Source organism: Pedobacter sp. Leaf176, assembly GCF_001424305.1.
Classification (GTDB): domain Bacteria; phylum Bacteroidota; class Bacteroidia; order Sphingobacteriales; family Sphingobacteriaceae; genus Pedobacter.
On record NZ_LMPD01000004.1, the window covers coordinates 86,843 to 105,405 of the forward strand.

The window sequence follows — 18,563 nt, forward strand, 5'->3', positions numbered from 1 at the left end:
CCTGTTTCAAAGGCAAGAAGCAAGGAGGTTTTTGCTATTATGAAGAAAATCCCAACTGTTCTGTCGGGATGCAAAGATACATCTTTAGAAGTATTTTGAGCCGATTTTTTTAAAATAAAAAAGAGGGTTATTTTGACCCTCTTTTTGAATTTTTCTTTTGTTCAAATCGCTATTGCTGCAATTTTATTTCGCCAAGGTCGGTCACCGAGCTATCTTTTACGGCTACGCGTTCAATAGCGGCATCTTTATAAGGTGAATTGCATTTTATCCAAACCTTATAAACGCCTTCTTTTAAATTTGTGAAAGCAAAAACGCCCTGATTAAGTTCAGCCCTCAATGTATCTGTTCCAGAAACTAACGCTACCGCCGAAACGCCGTTTGCAGGCGTAATTTTGCCGGTAATTCCACCTAGTTGTATGTTCGTAAATGAAAATATAGCAAATGACATTACAACCATGGTGGTCATCGCCACAACAAATTTTTTCATGATGTTAGATTTATAACTAAATATATATTATTAAACTTTAAATGTAAACATTTGATGACTGATAAAGTTTCGTGTGTGAATTTAAAACTGAACAGTGTACGTTTATATGTACACAGTGACTGTCGTTACAACTACATATGTGGATTGTTTAAATTTACAGTCATAAAACAAAACAGGCTCCAGGTCATGTTTACGTCACGAAACCGTGAGGTTATGATTATTGGCAATAATGTTGTAATAAACAATGTGTATTTGCGTTTTGTAAATACTTTAGTTCAATCTAAAGCTTCCTCGCGGAGTAGTTAACCGCAATGAGGATTTCTTCATAAATAGTTTGTTTGGTTTATTATCCGGTCAGAGGAGCCCTCCTCGGCCGGATTTTTTCTTTTATGTGTTTTTGTTTCTACTTTTGATTAGATGTTATCAACAGCCGATTCTTTCATGGAATTTTTAGCCGAACAATTTACCCATACCAGTTTACTCGAATGGCTTGCTGTAAGTACGGGTTTTATTTGTATTTACCTTGCTGCGAAAGAAAGTGTCTGGAATTGGCCTATCTCTATAATTAGCGTGGTCGCTTATGGCTTTCTTTTTTTTAAGGAAGCCATGTACGGTGATATGACGCTACAGATTTATTTTCTTTTTACAGGCTTTTATGGCTGGTATTTCTGGCTTAGCAAGCGGACCGAAAGAAATAAGCCGATTACGTTGCTCACCGTAAAAGGGTGGCTGATTTCAATCGCATCAATCGCGGTACTGAGTTTATGTCTAGGTTGGTTTATGGCTAAGTATACCAACAGTATCGTCCCTTACGCTGACGGTTTTTGTACGTCCGTTAGCTTCATAGCCCAGCTTTTACTTACTCGTAAAATTCTACAGAACTGGTTATTGTGGGTTTTTGCCGATATTTGTTATGTCCCCTTATTTATATATAAACATTTAAACTTGAGTGCCGTTTTATATTTTGTACTCATCGCAATAGCGTATAAAGGATACCTAGACTGGAGAAAAACTTATCGTGAACAAGTCAATTAAAAAAATAGCTGTTGTTGGTCCGGAGAGTACAGGTAAATCGACCATGTCCCAGCTTCTGGCCAAACATTATAAGGTTTCCTGGGTACCTGAATATGCCCGTTACTATTGCGAAAATTTATTTGCCCCTTATACTTTGCAGGATGAAGTAAATATGTATTACGGTCAGCTTGCCTTAGAGGATGCAATTCTTGTTACTACAGACACGGAATTTATTATTTGTGATACAACATTTGTAACCGTAAAAATCTGGAGTGATGAAATGTTGGGTGAGACACCTCAGGTAGTTTTGGATGCCCTGCCAAGAAGGCCTTATGATTTATATCTTTTAATGGACATCGATTTGCCCTGGCAGGACGATCCCCTAAGGGATTTCCCTAACCAGCGCGAATACTTTATGGAAGTTTGGCACAAAGAACTCAAAGCCCTTAATGCAAATTATAAAGTGATTGGCGGCTTAGGCGATGTCCGTTTACAAAATGCAATAGCATCAATTGATGCATTTTTGGCTTTATAATTTTTGGAAAGCAATTGCCTAACATATATTAAAGTTCTTCCCGCCCTCGCTTCTGCCCCAATGAAAAAATTGGGTCATTCGCTAGGGCCGGGTTTAGGTGGCTAACACTAGTCGTAGCGTCTCGCTACGACTTTGCTTTAAATATTTCCATTAAAATTCATCCCGCAGATTACGCTAATTGCGCAGATTACTGTTTTTGCGTTTATCTGTAGGAGACATTTTATTATCACTTGATGACTAGGTGATTTATAAGTTCCCTGCAAATCCCCAAGTGGTCTAAACCCGATTGAAACGGAAAACAAAAGCCCTTTTCTGCTTTTTTTGATTGCAAAGCGGGCAGAACCCAGCCGATAAATGTAGAAACCTGCTTTTCTAAATAAAAAAGCGTCAATATATTTTTTCTGCCTAATTGTTGAAATATTTTCTACATTTGCCCCATCATTAGGGGTGCCTTGTTTTTTAAAAACACAAAAACGGGCTGAGATCATACCCATTTTACGGTGAAAGGTAAAAGGTGAAAGGTAAAAGGTTGTGCATATCGCAGGCCCTAAACCCTAAGCCTTAAAACCCTAAACCTTAAATGCACCTGATCCGGGTAATGCCGGCGTAGGGATTGGAGTTATGGAAGTTTAACTGAAATCGGGAGTACCCCTATTTCCGATGGGTTTAACTAAAACAATCAAAAATTGAAAAAATTACTTTTTGCGGTTTTCACTGCAATGTTGCCATTCTTTGCATTGGCACAAATTTCTATCACCGGAAAGGTGACGGATAACAATCAAAAACCGTTGCCCGGCGCAACAATCAAGGTAAGAAACCAGAAAACAGCTGTTTTGACTAATGTCGATGGAGATTATATTTTGTCGAATTTATCTGCTGGTAATTATACCATCAGCGTAAGTTATCTGGGTTATAAATCTGCCGATAGATCGATTGAACTTAAACAAAGTCAAACTGTAAGTTTTGTGCTTATTCCCCAGGCCTTCTTAGCTGATGAGGTAATTGTACGTGCGACCAGGGCAAATGAAAAGTCGGCAACTACCTACAGAAACGTAACAAAAGCTGAAATTCAGGAGAACAATTTTGGTCAGGATTTGCCTTTCATCCTTCAAAATACACCGGGTGTAGTCGTAAATTCTGATGCAGGCGCAGGCGTTGGGTATACAGGAATTCGTATTCGCGGGAGCGACAACAGCAGGATTAATGTAACGGTAAATGGTATTCCCATTAATGATAGCGAAAGCCAGGGAACATTTTACGTAAACATGCCTGATTTTGCTTCGTCGGTAGACAACATACAAATCCAGCGCGGGGTGGGTACATCGACAAACGGGGCTGGCGCTTTCGGTGCAAGTTTGAATATTCAAACCACAGCGAGCGAAATGGAGCCTTACGCCGAAGTGAACAATACCTACGGAAGTTTCGATACCTGGAAAAATACCATTAAAGTAGGAACAGGCTTAATTAATAATCGGTTTAGCTTCGATGGAAGATTATCACGAATAAGTTCGGATGGCTATGTGGATAGAGGCTCTTCACTTTTAAAGTCTTATTTCATGTCTGGTGCTTACCATGGGAATAAAGATTTGTTGAGAATAAACGTTTTCGCAGGCGCTGAAAAAACGTATCAATCGTGGAATGGCATTCCTGAATCTCGACTAAATAACGATGTTGCAGGCATGCAAGCATACATTGATAGAAATGGCTTGGGCCAGGCTGATGCCGATAACCTTTTGAACTCGGGCAGAACCTACAACAGTTTCTTGTACAATAACCAGACAGATAATTACTGGCAAAACCATTATCAATTGCTTTACGCTCGACAGTTTTCTGATAAATTTAGCTTCAACGGGGCTTTACATTATACACAAGGTGAGGGTTATTATGAAGAATATCGCGAAGCAAATAAGTTAAGTGACTACGGTTTGAGTCCGGTTGTTATTGGCGGAACAACAGTTACGCGTACAGATTTAATTCGCCGGCGCTGGCTGGACAACGATTTCTACGGTGTGACATATGCGTTTAATTATGTGCCGCAGAAAAATTTGAATTTTACTTTGGGCGGCGCCTACAATGAATACAAAGGTGCTCACTTCGGTCAAATCATCTGGGCCCAATATGCATCAAACGGAGCTATCGACAGGCATTACTATGATAATGAAGGTTTCAAGACAGATTTCAATTCTTACGGAAAAGTAAATTACAGTCCTGTTGAGGCTTTAAGTTTATTTGCCGATTTACAATATCGCCGTGTTTATTACGATATTGCTGGTACAGAGAATAAGTTGAACACGCTTGCCATAAATGAAACCCTGAATTTCTTCAATCCTAAATTCGGAGCAACCTATTTTATCAATCCTGAAAGCAATCTTTATGCATCGTTTAGCGTTGCAAACAAAGAGCCAAATCGCGATGACTATACCGACGCTGCGGTAGGTATTTATCCAAAGCCAGAACGATTGAATGATGTTGAGTTAGGTTATCGTTTTAAAGATAAAGCTTTTAATGTAGGTGCGAACGCTTACGGCATGTTCTACAGAAATCAGCTGGTTGTAACCGGAAAAATAAATGATGTTGGTGGCAATTATCGCCAGAATGTGGATAGAAGTTACCGTTTGGGAATTGAATTGGATGGCTCCTACATCATTAACAAATCTATCGCCTTAAATGCAAACGCGGCTTTCAGCAGAAATAAAATCAAAAACTTTACGGAGTATTACGATGATTATGATAACGGCGGGCAGGTTGTGAATAATTACACTTTAACCGATATTTCTTATTCGCCGGCAGCGGTACTTTTTGGTGAATTGGTTTATAAACCAGTTACTGGTTTCGCCATTGCGTTGCAAAGTAAATATGTAAGCAAACAATATATGGACAACACACAAAACAATGACAGAACAATTAATGGTTATTGGGTAAGTAATGCGCGTTTAGGTTACGATTTTAAATTTGCAGGGGTTAAAAATGTAAATTTGGGCTTACTGGTAAATAATCTCTTCGATAAAAAATATGAAAGCAATGGCTACACTTATGGCTATCTTTCCGGTGGTAGCAGAATTACAGAAAATTTCTTTTATCCCCAGGCAGGAACTAACTTTTTGCTAAGTTTAAACGTTAAGTTTTAATAGAGCTTAAAGACTAAAGCAGAAAGCTAAAAAGTATCAAACCAGTTTTTCATTGCGAGAGCGCAAAGCAATCTTAATACGGAATGATTGCTTTGTGCTTCGCAATGACTATTTTTGAATTAGTTGATTTTAGTGTCGATAAATAAATTGACACGCACAAATCCTGGTAATCCTCAGATCTTAAAATCCTGTTCGAATCCTGTTCAAAAATCCTGGTATGAAATACATAGAGAAGCTCCACTACATCACGCAAGACAATCCACATTTAACACATATCGAACAAGTTCAGTTGGCTTGCGAGGCGGGCGCTAAATGGATCCAATACCGCTGTGTAAGCAAAGCTGATGAAGAACTGCTGACCGATATAAATGCGGTTGCAGAAATTTGCGATGATTGGGGAACAACGCTTATTGTAACGAACCATATCCACTTAAACGGTAAAGCCGATATCCAGGGCTTTCATATAGAAGATATGGACGCTGATTTCGCCGCATTGCGTAAACAAGTTGGGGATGATATTACACTTGGTGGTTCGGCACACACACTTGATAATTTAATTCGGATTGCGAAAGAGGGTGCTGATTATGTATTGTTAGGGCCGTTTGCTATAACTGAAAATAAGACAAATGGTTATAATCTTGTTACCGTAGAGAATTATAAAAGCATCATCGATGAGCTGAAAAAATCGGGAGTGGAACTTCCTGTTTTAGCCGTTGGTGGCATAAAAATCTACGATGTGGAAGCATTGATGCAAACAGGAATGTATGGCATAGGTGTTTCAGGAGCAATAAGTTCTGCTGATGATTTTATTGAAGCTTATCAGGACTTTTACGAGGCAGTGAAACTCTAATCTTAATACTCGATACTCCATTCTTGACACTAAAATATTATCTTCGCATTATGTCTTCACACCATATTGTAAAAGAAAAACAAGAGCCGGCTTTATATATTGATGAGCTCGGAAATTTTAATGAAGAATTGTTAGGTCAGCTGTTAGAATGGAGCCCTACGCTTTTGGTAAATGGCGATAATTACGATAAAATCCGTTCTCTAGGGATCAAAGTTGATGTATTAGTAAATGGAAAGGAGGCTGATATCCAGGAAGACACCAAAGTTATTCAAGGTCCTGTAGATGATTTAATGGTTGCCATTAATCATTTATATGAAGAGAAATTTCCGGCAGTTAATGTCATCACCAGAAAATTTGATTTGGAAAAGTTCGCTGGTTTTGAAGATAAAATCAATCTTGTTGTATTTACAGAAAAAGCAAAACATTACCCGATTAAATCTGGTTTTTCAGTTTGGAAACCTGCCGGAAGTGAGTTTTTAATTCATGGAAACCGCTATCTGGAGGTTACAAATCTCACCCAAAATGAGGATGAAGTTTTCGAAGTCGTTAACGATGGTTTTGTAGAATTCACTTTCTCCGGACAACCAATTTATATAAGCGAACCGTTATCATGATTACCCTTAGAAAAGCTAAAGAGGATGATATTGAATTAATTCGTGATATTGCTGCGGCAACCTGGCCATCAGCTTATCTGGAAATAATTGGTCAGAAGCAAATTGACTATATGTTAGATAAAATGTATAGCAGGGGCGAACTGCTTAAGCAATTTATGGATGGGCATATTTTTCTGATTGCCGAAGAAGGTCAAAACCAATATGGTTTTGCCGGCTATTCAATTGTTGGACATGAAGATCGGGTCTATAAACTCCACAAACTTTATGTTATACCATCTGCACATGGCAAAGGAGTTGGCAAAATTTTAATCAACGAAGTTTTTAATCAGGTTAAAGATGCAGGTGGTTCTGCTTTGGAACTCAATGTAAACAAACACAATAAGGCTAAAGATTTCTACACTAAAGCCGGGTTTATTGTAAAGGAATCTGTAAAAATAGATATCGGAGAAGGTTTTTTTATGGATGACTACGTGATGGAATACAAGTTTTAATTTGCGATAGAATCGTATGTTATGTTGCTTTCATTATAAACAAACTCAAGCCTGTTTGGTCTGTGAGACGCAGGCCAAAGCGAAAGATAAAAAATTCGTCATTTCGAGCGCAGCCGAGAAATCTTTGTAGTTAGAAAGTAAATTAATGATTCTTGAGGACACGAACCATGTTTTGGAGAATATAAAAAAGAAAGCCACAGATTATCAGATGGTATATTTTAATCTGGTAATCTGTGGCTTCTATATTAGTACCCCTTTGAAAGCAAGAACTAAAGTTTTTACTGTTTTAACTTCGGTATCCTGGTTGGCGTATCTGTTCCGTTTACAATTGTAGTCGCACTTTTTGCAATGGCTTTAATTGTTGATAAAATATTTTCGACATCCAATGAGCTGTATTCATCTTTGACCGTATGGTACAATTTATCGATATCAATTTTATCGGTACTAATCGTATGGGCCGGAACACCTAAAGCGGCTAATGTCGCATTATCACTCCTGTAGAAAAGATTTTGTTCGGGATATGGGTCGGGGTGAAAAGTAAACTCCGTTCCTGTTAAGTTTTTCTGTAGGATTTTACCAAAATCAGAGCGCTCATAACCTGTAATGAAAGCAGTGTTTTTGCCAAATTTAGAATCTTTTCCTATCATCTCGATGTTAAACATCGTAACAACATCATCCGGATTCAATTTTTCTGAAAAATACCTTGCGCCGAAGCCACCAATCTCTTCAGCAGTAAAAGCTACAAAAATTAAAGTGCGTTCGTTATTCTTTTGTGCTTTATAATATTTTGCTAAAGCAATCATAGCAGTTGTGCCTGAAGCATCATCATCGGCTCCATTTGCAATGCTGTCGCCATCTACTGATTTCATAATGCCTAAATGATCATAGTGACCTGAAAAAACAACCAGTTCTTTTGCTTTCGATTTACCCGGAAGCATACCAGCAACATTGAAAAGTGGTACTTTTTCTGACTTGCTTTTCACTTCCACATTAAATTCCTTTGCTTCATTTATGCCTAATACAAAAATTGTGGCGTCCTGACTTGGATTTTGCAAGTCTTTTTCATCAACAATCGCCGGGCGACCAGAGAAAGATTTATAACGTTTAAAATCCGCAGCAAATTTATTGTCGACCAAAACAATTTTTTTAGTTCCACGAGCCAAAGTACGGTATTGTTGTAAAAAAGCTTTTGCCGTATCTAACTTGATAACTTCAGTGCCAGTTTGATTGAAAGTAACAGAAATTGCCCTTCCTGCAAGCAAAATATTATCCTGTGCAATTGTTTTTCCGTCGATAACTAATTTTACTGGCTCCGGTGTTAATTTGTATCTGTAAAAAGTCTGGCGGAACGTTTTCTCTCCGGTTAAAGGCTGTAAACCAATTTTCTTAAATTCTGATTCAATAAACGTCGCTGCTTTATCAATTCCTGGTGTAAATGTTGCACGACCTTGCATATCATCAGCACTTAGCGTTTTGATAAGATGGTCAGTATATTCACGTGTGATAATTTTATCGATATTTTGAGCGCTTAGCTGCAAAGTTGCCATTCCGGCCAAGGCTAAAAAGAAAAGTTTTTTCATTTGCTATTTTGTTTTCAATTGGGATGAAGCCACCTTTAGCTACTAAAGTGGGCTTTATCGGTTATAGTTTTTTACTTCTGCTAATTTAGCTTTTTTCTTGTGATTCTTATTTTAGTTTCACCTGTGTATTCAACCAGTTATTTCTGAAATTCTGCATCGCATTTGTTAAGCTACCGCCAGTCTTTTCAATAGATACAATTTCTAATGCAGGATCTTCAGCGAAGGCTAGTTTTGTCGATTTTGTCTCACCATGGTGAGTATAAGTTAAATTAACAATGTCCCCAGGATTGTGGGCTTCAGTAACTTTTGTTAAAGCTGCCTGGTCTTTTATTTCGACACCATCCATGGTTAAAAGCACATCACCAACATCTAAACCTGCATTATAAACAGGGGTACCGATAGTAGTTTGAGGTAAAACAGCATTACCATCCGCAAAAGTTAAGCGCATTAAACCAGTGTAAGCCTTGCCTGGATTTGCCTTACGAAGCACAAAACCTGCGTTAAGTAGCAGTTTGGCATAATCATTTTTCTCGGTTCCGTAGATGTATCGTTTGAAAAAATCGGCCGCAAAGGCAGGGTTTTTAGTTAATGAAGCGAGTGTCTTTTCTAAATCAGGAACAGTATATGCGATTTCAGGTTTGCCATAGGCTTTCCATAAAGCACGCATGTAATCATCAAGGGTTAATTTGAAATTAGCACGTAAACGAATATCCAATGCCAAAGCTGTTGCAGCACCATATGTATAGTAAGAAAGGAATATATTGCCTTTATTTGTCTGGTCTATTGCAACCCCCGCATCGGCAAAAACAGCATAGCGGCTGGCTTGAATAGGCGAATAATTTTTAGCGCCGGGCGAATTCAAAACGGCATTCACCAGACCGCTAAAGGTTTGTGATGCATCACCAACTGTTTTAAAACCTGCCCTTGTTAATAACAATGCGCCGTAATATTGAGTAAACCCTTCTGCCAGCCAAAGTTCGTTACTGATATTTGAGTGCGTAAAATTAAATGGTTCTAAAGTTTTTGGCCTAAGTCTTTCCACATTCCAGCTATGAAAATATTCATGAGAAAATGTTCCCAACAAGTTCAATTCATAACCCTCAATTTTCGGTGTGCGCTGAACAATGGATGTCGAATTCCTGTGTTCCATTCCATCGCCCGCGTTATCTGGGTAAACATCATGCAAAAAGTAATAATTTCCGTAATCATAGGTCGGGAATTCACCCCAGACCGCTAAATGTTCATCCACCATTTTCTTAAGCATTACGGCATAGTTATCAATGGTTTTCTGGTCGTCATTGGAATGCGAGACTAAATGTATGGTCTGTATTTTGCCATCTGTATTTTTAACCTGCCAGCTTGCGGATTTATAGTCTGCTATTTCCGTTGGGCTATCCATAAAATACTGAAGATTTGTCGCATAATAGGAATTATTGCCCAGTGGTTTTAATTGCGTGGCCACTTTCCAGTTTTGTTTATCACTGTAATTAAATTTCACCAACCGCGGGCGGTTATCCATTCCAACCGGAAATGCAAATGTTGCCGGAATATTCATATGGGCATGCGTTTCATCGAAACCCGCATAGGTTCCATCGATCCAGTTGCCAAAAATAGTATAAGTAATTTTTACGTTTTTGCCATGATTTGGAATTTCATAAACATCGCCGGCTGACTGATTTAATGCCAATTCTTTTCCCGAACCATCAAAAGCTTTAAGGCTGTAAACGTTTTTGCCAAATTCATGTGTTGCATATCTACCTGGCGAAGAACGGCTCATTCTTACCGTTAAAGTTCCTGACGGAACATTCGGGATTAACATGCTTACTTCCGCTTCGTGATGAATTGCATTGGGGAACGAGACGATATAACTAATTTCATTTTGAGCAAGAGCACTTAATGACAACAAACTAAATAAAGCGGCACCTAAAAATTTCTTCATAAAAAAGATTTAATGGGCTAATTTAATAATAAAGTTAGAGGTATGATGTAAACTATGATTTAATAAGATTAAAGAATTTCAGGATTGAAGTGGCTTGGTCTTCACATCTTACCTGCACCATCTATTTCCCATTTTCCTTTTCCTATGTCCATTTATTCCTTATCCCAGTCGTACTTTTCTAAATCGCGGTAAGCTTTTCCTTTTATAATTTCCTTGCGTTTGGAAGATTCTGAGTCAACCCTCGTTTCTTGAATATTATCGGCCACCTGGAACCTGAAATCTTTATCCTTTTTCGATTCGTAAATGGAGGCTTCATCACCATCAGCAATGACATAATCATATGGTCCGCGGGCACTCATCAGTTTGACAAAAACCGGCAAACATTCGAAAAAGATAAACAGTAAACCAATAAAAGTAACTGCCAGAGCAGTGTTATTGTCGCTGGTTCCATCAGCATTAAACTTCAGCTGGCCTAATGCCCAGTTTCTATCTGCAAAACCTGCAATGTTTGCTAAACTGTCTAATTGTTTATCGGTAAAAAGTTTGGCCGTAAAAAGGCCATCAAACTCTTTGCGTTTATCAATGAAAGATTCTGCTTTATTAATGTTTGCTTTTAAGCTATCCAATTCAGATGTACGTTGCTTGATTTCGGCTTCCTTACGTTTTGCAAATGGCCCGTAACCCAATACCCCGGAAGTTTCTGTCGTTTTATTTCCAAAAATTTCGAAATTCAGTTTTTGCCGGTCGGCCTTAATGCCTTTTTCCAAGGAATCTCTCGTTGCTTTTTGTTGATTCAATCTGCCGAATTCCACCTGATACTTGTTTTCAAATGCCTTGTTCAGTGTATCTATTTTAGAGCGTTGACCGTTCAGATAACTCACTTTTAAACGCTCTTTAATTTCCTTATCAAAAATTTTCAGCTCTATAGGGCGGGAGATAACAATACCAATCATAATTGCCAGCAAGATACGTGGCGTGGCCTGTAAAATCTGTTTGTTTGTAGAGGCGCTTTTATTAATACTGGATACGATGTATCTATCCATATTAAAGATTGCAGCACCCCAAAGAAAACCAAAAATGATAGCGAAAACAATAGCTAAATCATCTCCTTTAAAAACAAAATACATCGCATATCCGCCGGATAATGCAGCGAATAAACCGGTAAAAAAGATAGTGGCACCAATGCCGGTGTATTTATTTTGTTCCGAAGAATACTTTTCCAGTGTAGAGATGTGCGCGCCAGAGCAAAACCAAAAAAATCGGTTCAGTTTATCCATGTGTAATTATTTATAATTAAACGCTTAAGGTAGCAAGTTGTTACAGTTCCTATCAAACTATTTTTTGGATAATTCTTGTTCAAAATAGACATAAAGTGATAATAAACAGCAACTTAAATAAAACCAGAAGCCGTTATTAAATAAAATATAAAGTCACTAAACGGATCGTAACTATTTTTGGATTTTTAAGGATCATAAAATCCATTGTGCAATTATGCTTTGCCAACTGGTTAAGTGTTTTTTGTATATTTGAAAAAATATATTTTACATGAAAGAGATATCAGTACAAGAGCTAAAAGAGAAAATCGATAACAAGGAAGATTTTCAATTGATTGATGTTCGCGAAACATTCGAATATGAAGTTTCCAATCTTGATGGAGAAAACATTCCATTAGGTGGGATTTTGATTGAAGCTGATAAAGTTGCTAAAGACAAGCCTGTAATTATGCAGTGTCGCAGTGGTAAAAGAAGTGCTGCAGCAGTTATGCAATTAGAAGCACAATATGGATTCGATAATTTATATAACTTAAAAGGCGGTATTTTAGCCTGGCAGGAAGCCTTTGATCCAAATATGCCGGTTTATTAGTAATAGTCAATAAACAAAAATCAATTATCAAACTTTGCAAGTTGTGAAAATAATTTCCGATTTTTTACTTCTCTTTAGTTTGATAATTGAATAATTGCGCTTTGGTAATTTATAATAACTTTATCTTAAAATCAATTGTTAAATCGTGGGTAAGAAATTCGCATTAAACATCTTTTATAACCTGGGTGTCATATTGTCTATTTTTGGATTGATATGGTGCTATAATAATGGTAAATACCTGCCAGCTGCATTTCTTGTTGGAACAGCAGCATGTCTTTTTTATTTTAAGATTCAGCTGATGAAAGAAATCAGGAAGTCGTATAAGGAAAAAGATCCTCAGTAACATCTTCCAGTCCCAGGCCGGGTAAAGCTTTTAAAATATACTTTCCATTTTCAAAAGGAGGATTTTCAAAAGGATTATTCTTTGTTAACCACGGTCCATCTAAATCGGCCCAGTTGCATAAAGGCGCAAGAGCAGCCGCGGCTAAGGTTGCGCAACTGGTTTCACTCATACAGCCGATCAAAACTTTCATGCCGAAGGAATGGGCTTTCAAAATCATTTGGTGGCCTTCGTACATCCCGCAGCTTTTCATCAATTTTACATTTATACCGTGGTATGCGCCTTTCAGGCCATCCATATCGGCCAATCGTTGCACAGCTTCATCAGCCAGTAAAGGAATCGGACTTCTTTCGGTTAACCAGGCATTTCCATCAAGGTTATTTTTATCCATTGGCTGCTCTATCAAAACCACGCCTTGATTGTGTAACCAGTAAATTAAATCGATCGATTTGATTTTATCTGTCCAGCCCTGATTTGCGTCCACATATAGCGGTACATTCGTCATGCTGCGAATCGTTTCAATTATCTCTTTATCGTTATCCCTGCCGAGTTTAACTTTTATAACTTTGAAAGCTTCCGCATCTTTTAATTTTTCACGAATAATTTCGGGTTTATCGATGCCAATTGTATAAGAGGTTGCCGGCATTTTAGACGGGTCTGACCCATAAATTTCATAGCATGGCTTATTTAGAATTTTACCATTTATGTCATTCAATGCGATATCAATGGCGGCCTTTATTGCTGGCTGACCAGTTGCCAAGCCATCCAGGTAAGCTATTATTTCTTCAAAATTGAACGGATACTGAATTTTATTCCAGTCTACAAGTTTTAGAAAGGCATTTGCACTCTCATAGCTTTCACCCATGTACGGTACCATTGATGCTTCTCCATAACCTACAATGTCATCATGTTGAATTTTTAAAAGCATTAGCGGCGTGCTGGTGCGGGTAAATTTTGATATCGAAAAAGGGTGTTTTAACTCTAATTCAAACTGCTTGCAACTAATTTTCATTATCAATCGTCTACTAAATAAATAGGCAAATTTGGCCTTTACAATTATATTGTTTAACGCAAACCACTCCTGCCATGAAAAACATTTCAAGATTACGGTATTTTATTTATTTATCCTTCATAATTATCGGAGGATGTACCACAGGAAAAAAAGCCTTACAAAAAGGCGATTATGATGCTTCGGTTTCTAAAGCAGTTAGCCGTTTACAAAATTCACCAAAAAACAGTGAGGCATTGCAGGTTTTATCAACGGCCTATGATTTAGCATTGCAGAATCATTTAAGAAAAATTGAGGAGGCAAAATTATCTAATGATTTATTCAGGTGGGAATCGATAATGTACGATTACCAAAAAATTAACCAGCTGGCTGATGATATTAACAATTGTCCGGCTTGTTTAATTACGGTTCCAAATCCTGCTAAGTATTTAAAAGAATTGACCGATAGCAAGTTAAATGCGGCTGAGGCCAGGTATAATTCGGGAGTAGAATTTTTAAACGCAAACAACCGCCAGTCGGCAAAGAAAGCGTATTATGAATTTGAAAAAGCGCAAAATTTGGCCCCGAATTATAAAGATGTAAAAGCAAAAATGAACGAAGCTTACTGGTCAGCTGTAACCAGGATTGTTGTGCAGCCCATCTACGTAAACAGTGGTTTATACAAGTTGAGTGGCGATTATTTTCAACAACAAATCGACCAGTTTATTGGTAACTATTCGAGAAACAAGTTCGTTATTTTCTATTCGGAGCAGCAAGCTGCCAGTCAGAAAGTTGTTCCTGATCAGGTGCTTAGCTTAAATTTTGATGATTTTGTTGTAGGCCAGACTTATGTGAAAGAGCGCGTTGAAAGATTGAAAAGAGACAGTGTGGTAATTGGGGAAACAAGGGATAGAAAACCGGTTTATGGAACGGTGAAAGCGAGTTTAAGTATTTTTGAGAAAAACATAACATCATCTGGTTTATTGGATATGACCATTATTGATTGGCAAAGCAAAAAGGTAGTTCATCAGCAAAAGTTTCCGGGTACCTATGTTTGGAGGGATGACTGGGCAAGTTATAGAGGAGATGACAGGGCACTGAATAAGCAGCAATTGGCAATGACCAGAAGAAAAGAGGTTTTACCACCACCACCGAATGCTTTATTTTTGGAATTTACAAAGCCAATTTATAGTCAGCTGGTTGATGATATCAGTTATTATTATAACAATTACTAGAATTTTTCCCGCAGATTTAAAAGGATAAGAATCGCAGATTAATGCGGATCAACTAATCCTTTTAAATCTGCGGGCCTTTTCAGCGAATATCTGCGGGAAATAAAAACCTGGTTGTAATCTCAAGGTTAAAATCAAACATCATTGCAACCCCCTTAAAATATAATGGCTAATATTGCAGCGATGAATACTGGTTTATACAATCCTTTCCAAAATTTTGATTTTTTATACAAGAAATGCTTCCTAAGTGGTAACACGTTCAACTCTCCGGTTCTACAAGTTCCTTTAATTCCAAAATGGCTATTAGAGCAGGCCGGCTTAACAGGGGAAGAGCAAATTCAGTTTTTGGATGAAAGTATCCGTGCATACAACACGCTTGTAATTCCGGTTAACAGCGAGGTAAATGAACAATTTTTAAACCCATTGGAAGAAAAAATTGAACAAGCCTTTAAAGCTGGTTTTGATGCCGTATCGACTTTGCCTGAGTTGGATTTATTTAACTGGATCGGTAAGTTCTTATACGGTTTTGTTTACATCGAAATGCATTCGGCTTTGCGCAAAGAAATGACTGCCGATGGTTTAAACATGTCGCAATCTCTAATGATGAAATTTGCCAATCTGAATTTCATGATGCAGAATTTGTACACGAGTCTGGAATTCGAAAATTTTACACCTTGGTCTATAATAGTTGTTAAACTCGAAAATGAAGAAACGCCTTTTAGTTTCCGCGATGAAATAAACACGCTTACCTTCTCGTTGAAGGTAAAGAATTTTGGGATTATTGCCTGCTTACAGGATAATGGAACAAATAAGCGTTATCATCAGGAAATAGTTGATGAAGTTAATGGGAAAGCTTTAACAGCAGAGCAATTTGAGGAGCTTACAGCCCGGTTTTATTATTCTGCTTATCTTTTCAATCGCCTACCTGAATACACTTTTATGCCTGTAGAAGGTACAACCTATATAGAAGCAATTCCTCTTCGTGGTAATATGAGCAAACCACTGTTTGATGTATGGCAGCATAAAATCTACGCCCAGGTTTTAGAGAATTTCTGGAAGCCCTGGGGCTATGTAAAGTTCGAGATTATTAAAAACCCGGATGAACCAATGAGCTTTTTTGAAAAGCCCTGCTTACCTGCCGCCGGTTAAAACCGTAATAAAATTCTGAATAATTCCGGGCACAAAGATAATAGTGAAAATCAGGCCTGTTAAAGCGCCATAAAAATGCGCATCATGGTTTATTCCATCTCTCGAATTTTTTGATGCGTAGGCGCAATAAATTAAGTATAGAAAGCCGAATACTACAGCTGGAATTCCTATAGGAATGAACATGATGTACAATTTCGCCATCGGATTGAATAAAATATAGCTGAAAAGCACGCCACTTATCGCCCCAGAAGCGCCCAAACTATTGTAGTTGAAGCTATCCTTGTATTTAAAAACGGTTGGAATATCACTTAAAATTAGAGATACAAAATAAAGTAAACCAAAGCGCCAGCTGCCCATCATGGTTTCCAGGGTAAATGCAAATGCATAAAATGTAAACATATTAAAGGCCAGGTGCATCCAGTCTGCATGAATTAAGCCGCTCGTTATTAAAGTGTAAACGTTTTTGCCTTTTGAAACGCTGTATGGGTGGAGCATAAATTTGCCATAAAGACTATTATCGTAAAATCCATAAAGACTCGTGATAATTGTAAATACGAAAATCACTGAGGCAACCGGTGCCATATTTAAATATTCCATTTGATTAGTTTAAATCTAGTTTTATACTTGTTAACAAACGCGAAATCGGATACCGATTGTGTGTTTTTTCGTAATAATCGGAATTTCTGTAAATAAATTCCAATTGTGCCGAACCATTTTTTGCAAATGTGCTATCGTTAGATTTTTTTTCTTCCAGTTTCGATTTCAGGCCTGGATATTTTTTTAATAATTGTGCTGCTGTATCTTCAAAAACATAAGCGGAGTAATGTTCTTTCATGTCCAATATCGAATCGAAGAAATTCCAGTTGAAATACGAATCCATTGCCTGAGGCTCCAGGGTTTCAATAATATATCGGTTGCTAACCTGATTTGTATATACAATATAATCGCCGGCGTAATATTTTAAGGTTTGCTCAACTGGATTTACCTTTACACCTGAATGCAAATAGTGGCCTTCATAAGGCCTTGTTCCGGTTTTAAAATCATCAATGTAATAACTTTCTACTTTTAATTTTGCATCCGCTTTAAGTGTGTTTACTTTTACATTATTCAACCTCAGCAAAGCAACAACTTTATCCCACGCCTTCGGGATGATATATGCAATTGGCTTAGTAACGGTTATAGATGGTTCAAATTTATTCCACTCTTTTATGTCTCTGGTAAAAGGTTTCGTTCTGTCGTAAAAAAGCCTGTCGAAGCCGCTAACTTCACTTGGTTTTTTACCCGCTTCAAAACCTTTAAAGGGAATACTATCTATTTCGTTTTTATTAAGAACCCATTCCAAAGGAAATTCTTTTTGGGCAGCAACATATTCATCAGCCCTGAGCTTATTTTCGCCAATAACTTTTGCATCGCGTTGTATAATATTTAAATAGCTTTGCAGAAGTTTATAAGTGGCATCGACCCGCAAATCAAACGATTTCAACATGTGCGTTTCAGGCATAAAACCGATGGTGTTGTGTAAAGTCGTATATCCGGTAGAATAACGTGGCGATTCGATAAACCCAGTAATCCCTGTTTCAGGAGTTTGCCCGATTGAGTTCACATAGGGAACCATAGGGTAGCCTTTTGCAGCCATTTCTTTGTATAAATCAGGGACCAGTGTTTTGGTTAAATAGCCGGAAAGGATGGAATTCAACTTGTCTTTTTGAGTTGGAATAAGTGTCATCACATATTGATAGTCAGCGCCATTGCTGGTATGTGTGTCGACAAAAATTTCTGGTTGCCAGGTATTAAAAATCAATTGAAAGGCAGCGGAATTTTTAGAATCTGTTTTAATGAAGTCACGGTTTAAATCGAGGTTTTTACTATTGCCCCTGAAACCATAAGCAACCGGGCCGTTTTGATTTGCCCGTGAAGTTCCACTTCTATTAAAGCTGCCATCGACATTATAAATAGGAATGATGCAAATTACTACATCTTTTGGAAGCTTGTTACCTTTAAGCAGATCTCTGGCGAGCATCATCGAAGCATCTATACCTTCGGGTTCTCCAGGATGAATGCCATTATTTACAAGGAAAACACGCTTGTTTTGCTTTCTTATTTCTGCCGGATTGAAAACTTTATCCCTTGATAAAACCAACAAGTGAAGTGGTTTTCCAAAATCGGTACTTCCATAAGTCAGCAATTTTGATTGAGGATAAGTTTTGGCTAATGTTTGATAATATGAAATGGCAGCATCGTAGGTAGTGGTCTCTTTCTTACCACTTTTTTCATAAGGGCTTTGTTGAGCCATAGCAGTCAGGTTACAGAAAAGTAACCAAAACATGATGATTTTTTTTATACTGTTGTATGT

17 protein-coding genes are annotated in these 18,563 nt (G+C 37.7%); 10 read left to right on the plus strand and 7 right to left on the minus strand.

What is annotated here, in order from left to right; genetic code table 11:
• Positions 1 to 169 precede the first annotated feature (169 nt).
• Positions 170 to 487, minus strand: a complete 318-nt coding sequence (locus ASF92_RS12865; RefSeq protein WP_056093521.1) for a hypothetical protein — start codon at positions 485 to 487, stop codon at positions 170 to 172.
• A 441-nt stretch (positions 488 to 928) separates the two neighbouring features.
• Here ASF92_RS12865 and pnuC point away from each other — a divergent pair, with 441 nt between their 5' ends.
• The 6 genes from pnuC (at position 929) to ASF92_RS12900 (ending at position 7,119) form a co-directional block, all read left to right on the plus strand.
• Positions 929 to 1,522, plus strand: coding sequence for a nicotinamide riboside transporter PnuC (pnuC, locus tag ASF92_RS12870; RefSeq protein WP_231729810.1), 594 nt, complete (start codon positions 929 to 931; stop codon positions 1,520 to 1,522).
• Positions 1,506 to 2,036: an AAA family ATPase gene (locus ASF92_RS12875; RefSeq protein ID WP_056093528.1), complete on the plus strand. Its 531-nt coding sequence runs from the start codon at positions 1,506 to 1,508 to the stop codon at positions 2,034 to 2,036. Before pnuC ends, ASF92_RS12875 begins: the two co-directional genes overlap by 17 nt.
• A gap of 686 nt (positions 2,037 to 2,722) precedes the next feature.
• The gene (locus tag ASF92_RS12885; protein ID WP_369817097.1) at positions 2,723 to 5,164 is read left to right on the plus strand and encodes a TonB-dependent receptor; all 2,442 of its coding nucleotides are present in this window, start codon (positions 2,723 to 2,725) and stop codon (positions 5,162 to 5,164) included.
• A gap of 217 nt (positions 5,165 to 5,381) precedes the next feature.
• The gene (locus tag ASF92_RS12890) at positions 5,382 to 6,014 is read left to right on the plus strand and encodes a thiamine phosphate synthase (RefSeq protein WP_056093538.1); all 633 of its coding nucleotides are present in this window, start codon (positions 5,382 to 5,384) and stop codon (positions 6,012 to 6,014) included.
• Between the two features lie 50 nt (positions 6,015 to 6,064).
• Positions 6,065 to 6,628 (plus strand): hypothetical protein, encoded by a 564-nt coding sequence (locus tag ASF92_RS12895; RefSeq protein WP_056093541.1) that lies wholly within the window; start codon positions 6,065 to 6,067, stop codon positions 6,626 to 6,628.
• Positions 6,625 to 7,119, plus strand: a complete 495-nt coding sequence (locus ASF92_RS12900) for a GNAT family N-acetyltransferase (protein WP_056093544.1) — start codon at positions 6,625 to 6,627, stop codon at positions 7,117 to 7,119. Before ASF92_RS12895 ends, ASF92_RS12900 begins: the two co-directional genes overlap by 4 nt.
• A gap of 278 nt (positions 7,120 to 7,397) precedes the next feature.
• On the opposite strand, the gene ASF92_RS12905 is transcribed toward ASF92_RS12900, so the two are convergent.
• The 3 genes from ASF92_RS12905 to ASF92_RS12915 form a co-directional block, all read right to left on the minus strand.
• Entirely contained in the window at positions 7,398 to 8,699 is a 1,302-nt protein-coding gene (locus tag ASF92_RS12905; RefSeq protein ID WP_056093547.1) for a M20/M25/M40 family metallo-hydrolase, read from the minus strand.
• A 106-nt stretch (positions 8,700 to 8,805) separates the two neighbouring features.
• On the minus strand, positions 8,806 to 10,638 hold the full coding sequence (locus ASF92_RS12910; protein WP_056093550.1) for a M61 family metallopeptidase: 1,833 nt from the start codon (positions 10,636 to 10,638) through the stop codon (positions 8,806 to 8,808).
• A 152-nt stretch (positions 10,639 to 10,790) separates the two neighbouring features.
• On the minus strand, positions 10,791 to 11,915 hold the full coding sequence (locus ASF92_RS12915; protein WP_056093553.1) for a DUF4407 domain-containing protein: 1,125 nt from the start codon (positions 11,913 to 11,915) through the stop codon (positions 10,791 to 10,793).
• Between the two features lie 268 nt (positions 11,916 to 12,183).
• Between ASF92_RS12915 and ASF92_RS12920 the strand changes: the two genes are divergently transcribed.
• A complete protein-coding gene (locus tag ASF92_RS12920; protein ID WP_056093557.1) occupies positions 12,184 to 12,501 on the plus strand; it encodes a rhodanese-like domain-containing protein in 318 nt (105 codons plus the stop codon).
• Positions 12,502 to 12,646: 145 nt separating this feature from the next.
• On the plus strand, positions 12,647 to 12,844 hold the full coding sequence (locus ASF92_RS21415; RefSeq protein WP_082489556.1) for a DUF6358 family protein: 198 nt from the start codon (positions 12,647 to 12,649) through the stop codon (positions 12,842 to 12,844).
• Here ASF92_RS21415 and ASF92_RS12925 read toward each other — a convergent pair.
• On the minus strand, positions 12,810 to 13,853 hold the full coding sequence (locus ASF92_RS12925) for a dipeptide epimerase (protein ID WP_056093558.1): 1,044 nt from the start codon (positions 13,851 to 13,853) through the stop codon (positions 12,810 to 12,812). The two genes, ASF92_RS21415 and ASF92_RS12925, sit on opposite strands and share 35 nt — an antisense overlap.
• A gap of 74 nt (positions 13,854 to 13,927) precedes the next feature.
• On the opposite strand from ASF92_RS12925, the gene ASF92_RS12930 reads away from it, so the two are divergent.
• Positions 13,928 to 15,064 (plus strand): hypothetical protein, encoded by a 1,137-nt coding sequence (locus ASF92_RS12930; RefSeq protein ID WP_056093561.1) that lies wholly within the window; start codon positions 13,928 to 13,930, stop codon positions 15,062 to 15,064.
• Positions 15,065 to 15,226: 162 nt separating this feature from the next.
• Positions 15,227 to 16,210: a hypothetical protein gene (locus ASF92_RS12935; protein WP_082489557.1), complete on the plus strand. Its 984-nt coding sequence runs from the start codon at positions 15,227 to 15,229 to the stop codon at positions 16,208 to 16,210.
• Here the strand turns inward: ASF92_RS12935 and ASF92_RS12940 are convergent.
• Positions 16,193 to 16,807 (minus strand): rhomboid family intramembrane serine protease, encoded by a 615-nt coding sequence (locus ASF92_RS12940; RefSeq protein WP_056093564.1) that lies wholly within the window; start codon positions 16,805 to 16,807, stop codon positions 16,193 to 16,195. The two genes, ASF92_RS12935 and ASF92_RS12940, sit on opposite strands and share 18 nt — an antisense overlap.
• A gap of 4 nt (positions 16,808 to 16,811) precedes the next feature.
• Entirely contained in the window at positions 16,812 to 18,536 is a 1,725-nt protein-coding gene (locus ASF92_RS12945; protein ID WP_231729811.1) for a M14 family metallopeptidase, read from the minus strand.
• Positions 18,537 to 18,563 lie beyond the last annotated feature (27 nt).

Coding starts and splice junctions, on each gene's coding strand:
- ASF92_RS12865 (WP_056093521.1), bottom strand. CDS start 487: ATGAAAAAATTTGTTGTGGCGATGACCACCATGGTTGTAATGTCATTT.
- pnuC (WP_231729810.1), top strand. CDS start 929: ATGGAATTTTTAGCCGAACAATTTACCCATACCAGTTTACTCGAATGG.
- ASF92_RS12890 (WP_056093538.1), top strand. CDS start 5,382: ATGAAATACATAGAGAAGCTCCACTACATCACGCAAGACAATCCACAT.
- ASF92_RS12895 (WP_056093541.1), top strand. CDS start 6,065: ATGTCTTCACACCATATTGTAAAAGAAAAACAAGAGCCGGCTTTATAT.
- ASF92_RS12900 (WP_056093544.1), top strand. CDS start 6,625: ATGATTACCCTTAGAAAAGCTAAAGAGGATGATATTGAATTAATTCGT.
- ASF92_RS12905 (WP_056093547.1), bottom strand. CDS start 8,699: ATGAAAAAACTTTTCTTTTTAGCCTTGGCCGGAATGGCAACTTTGCAG.
- ASF92_RS12910 (WP_056093550.1), bottom strand. CDS start 10,638: ATGAAGAAATTTTTAGGTGCCGCTTTATTTAGTTTGTTGTCATTAAGT.
- ASF92_RS12915 (WP_056093553.1), bottom strand. CDS start 11,915: ATGGATAAACTGAACCGATTTTTTTGGTTTTGCTCTGGCGCGCACATC.
- ASF92_RS12920 (WP_056093557.1), top strand. CDS start 12,184: ATGAAAGAGATATCAGTACAAGAGCTAAAAGAGAAAATCGATAACAAG.
- ASF92_RS12925 (WP_056093558.1), bottom strand. CDS start 13,853: ATGAAAATTAGTTGCAAGCAGTTTGAATTAGAGTTAAAACACCCTTTT.
- ASF92_RS12930 (WP_056093561.1), top strand. CDS start 13,928: ATGAAAAACATTTCAAGATTACGGTATTTTATTTATTTATCCTTCATA.
- ASF92_RS12935 (WP_082489557.1), top strand. CDS start 15,227: ATGGCTAATATTGCAGCGATGAATACTGGTTTATACAATCCTTTCCAA.
- ASF92_RS12940 (WP_056093564.1), bottom strand. CDS start 16,807: ATGGAATATTTAAATATGGCACCGGTTGCCTCAGTGATTTTCGTATTT.
- ASF92_RS12945 (WP_231729811.1), bottom strand. CDS start 18,536: ATGTTTTGGTTACTTTTCTGTAACCTGACTGCTATGGCTCAACAAAGC.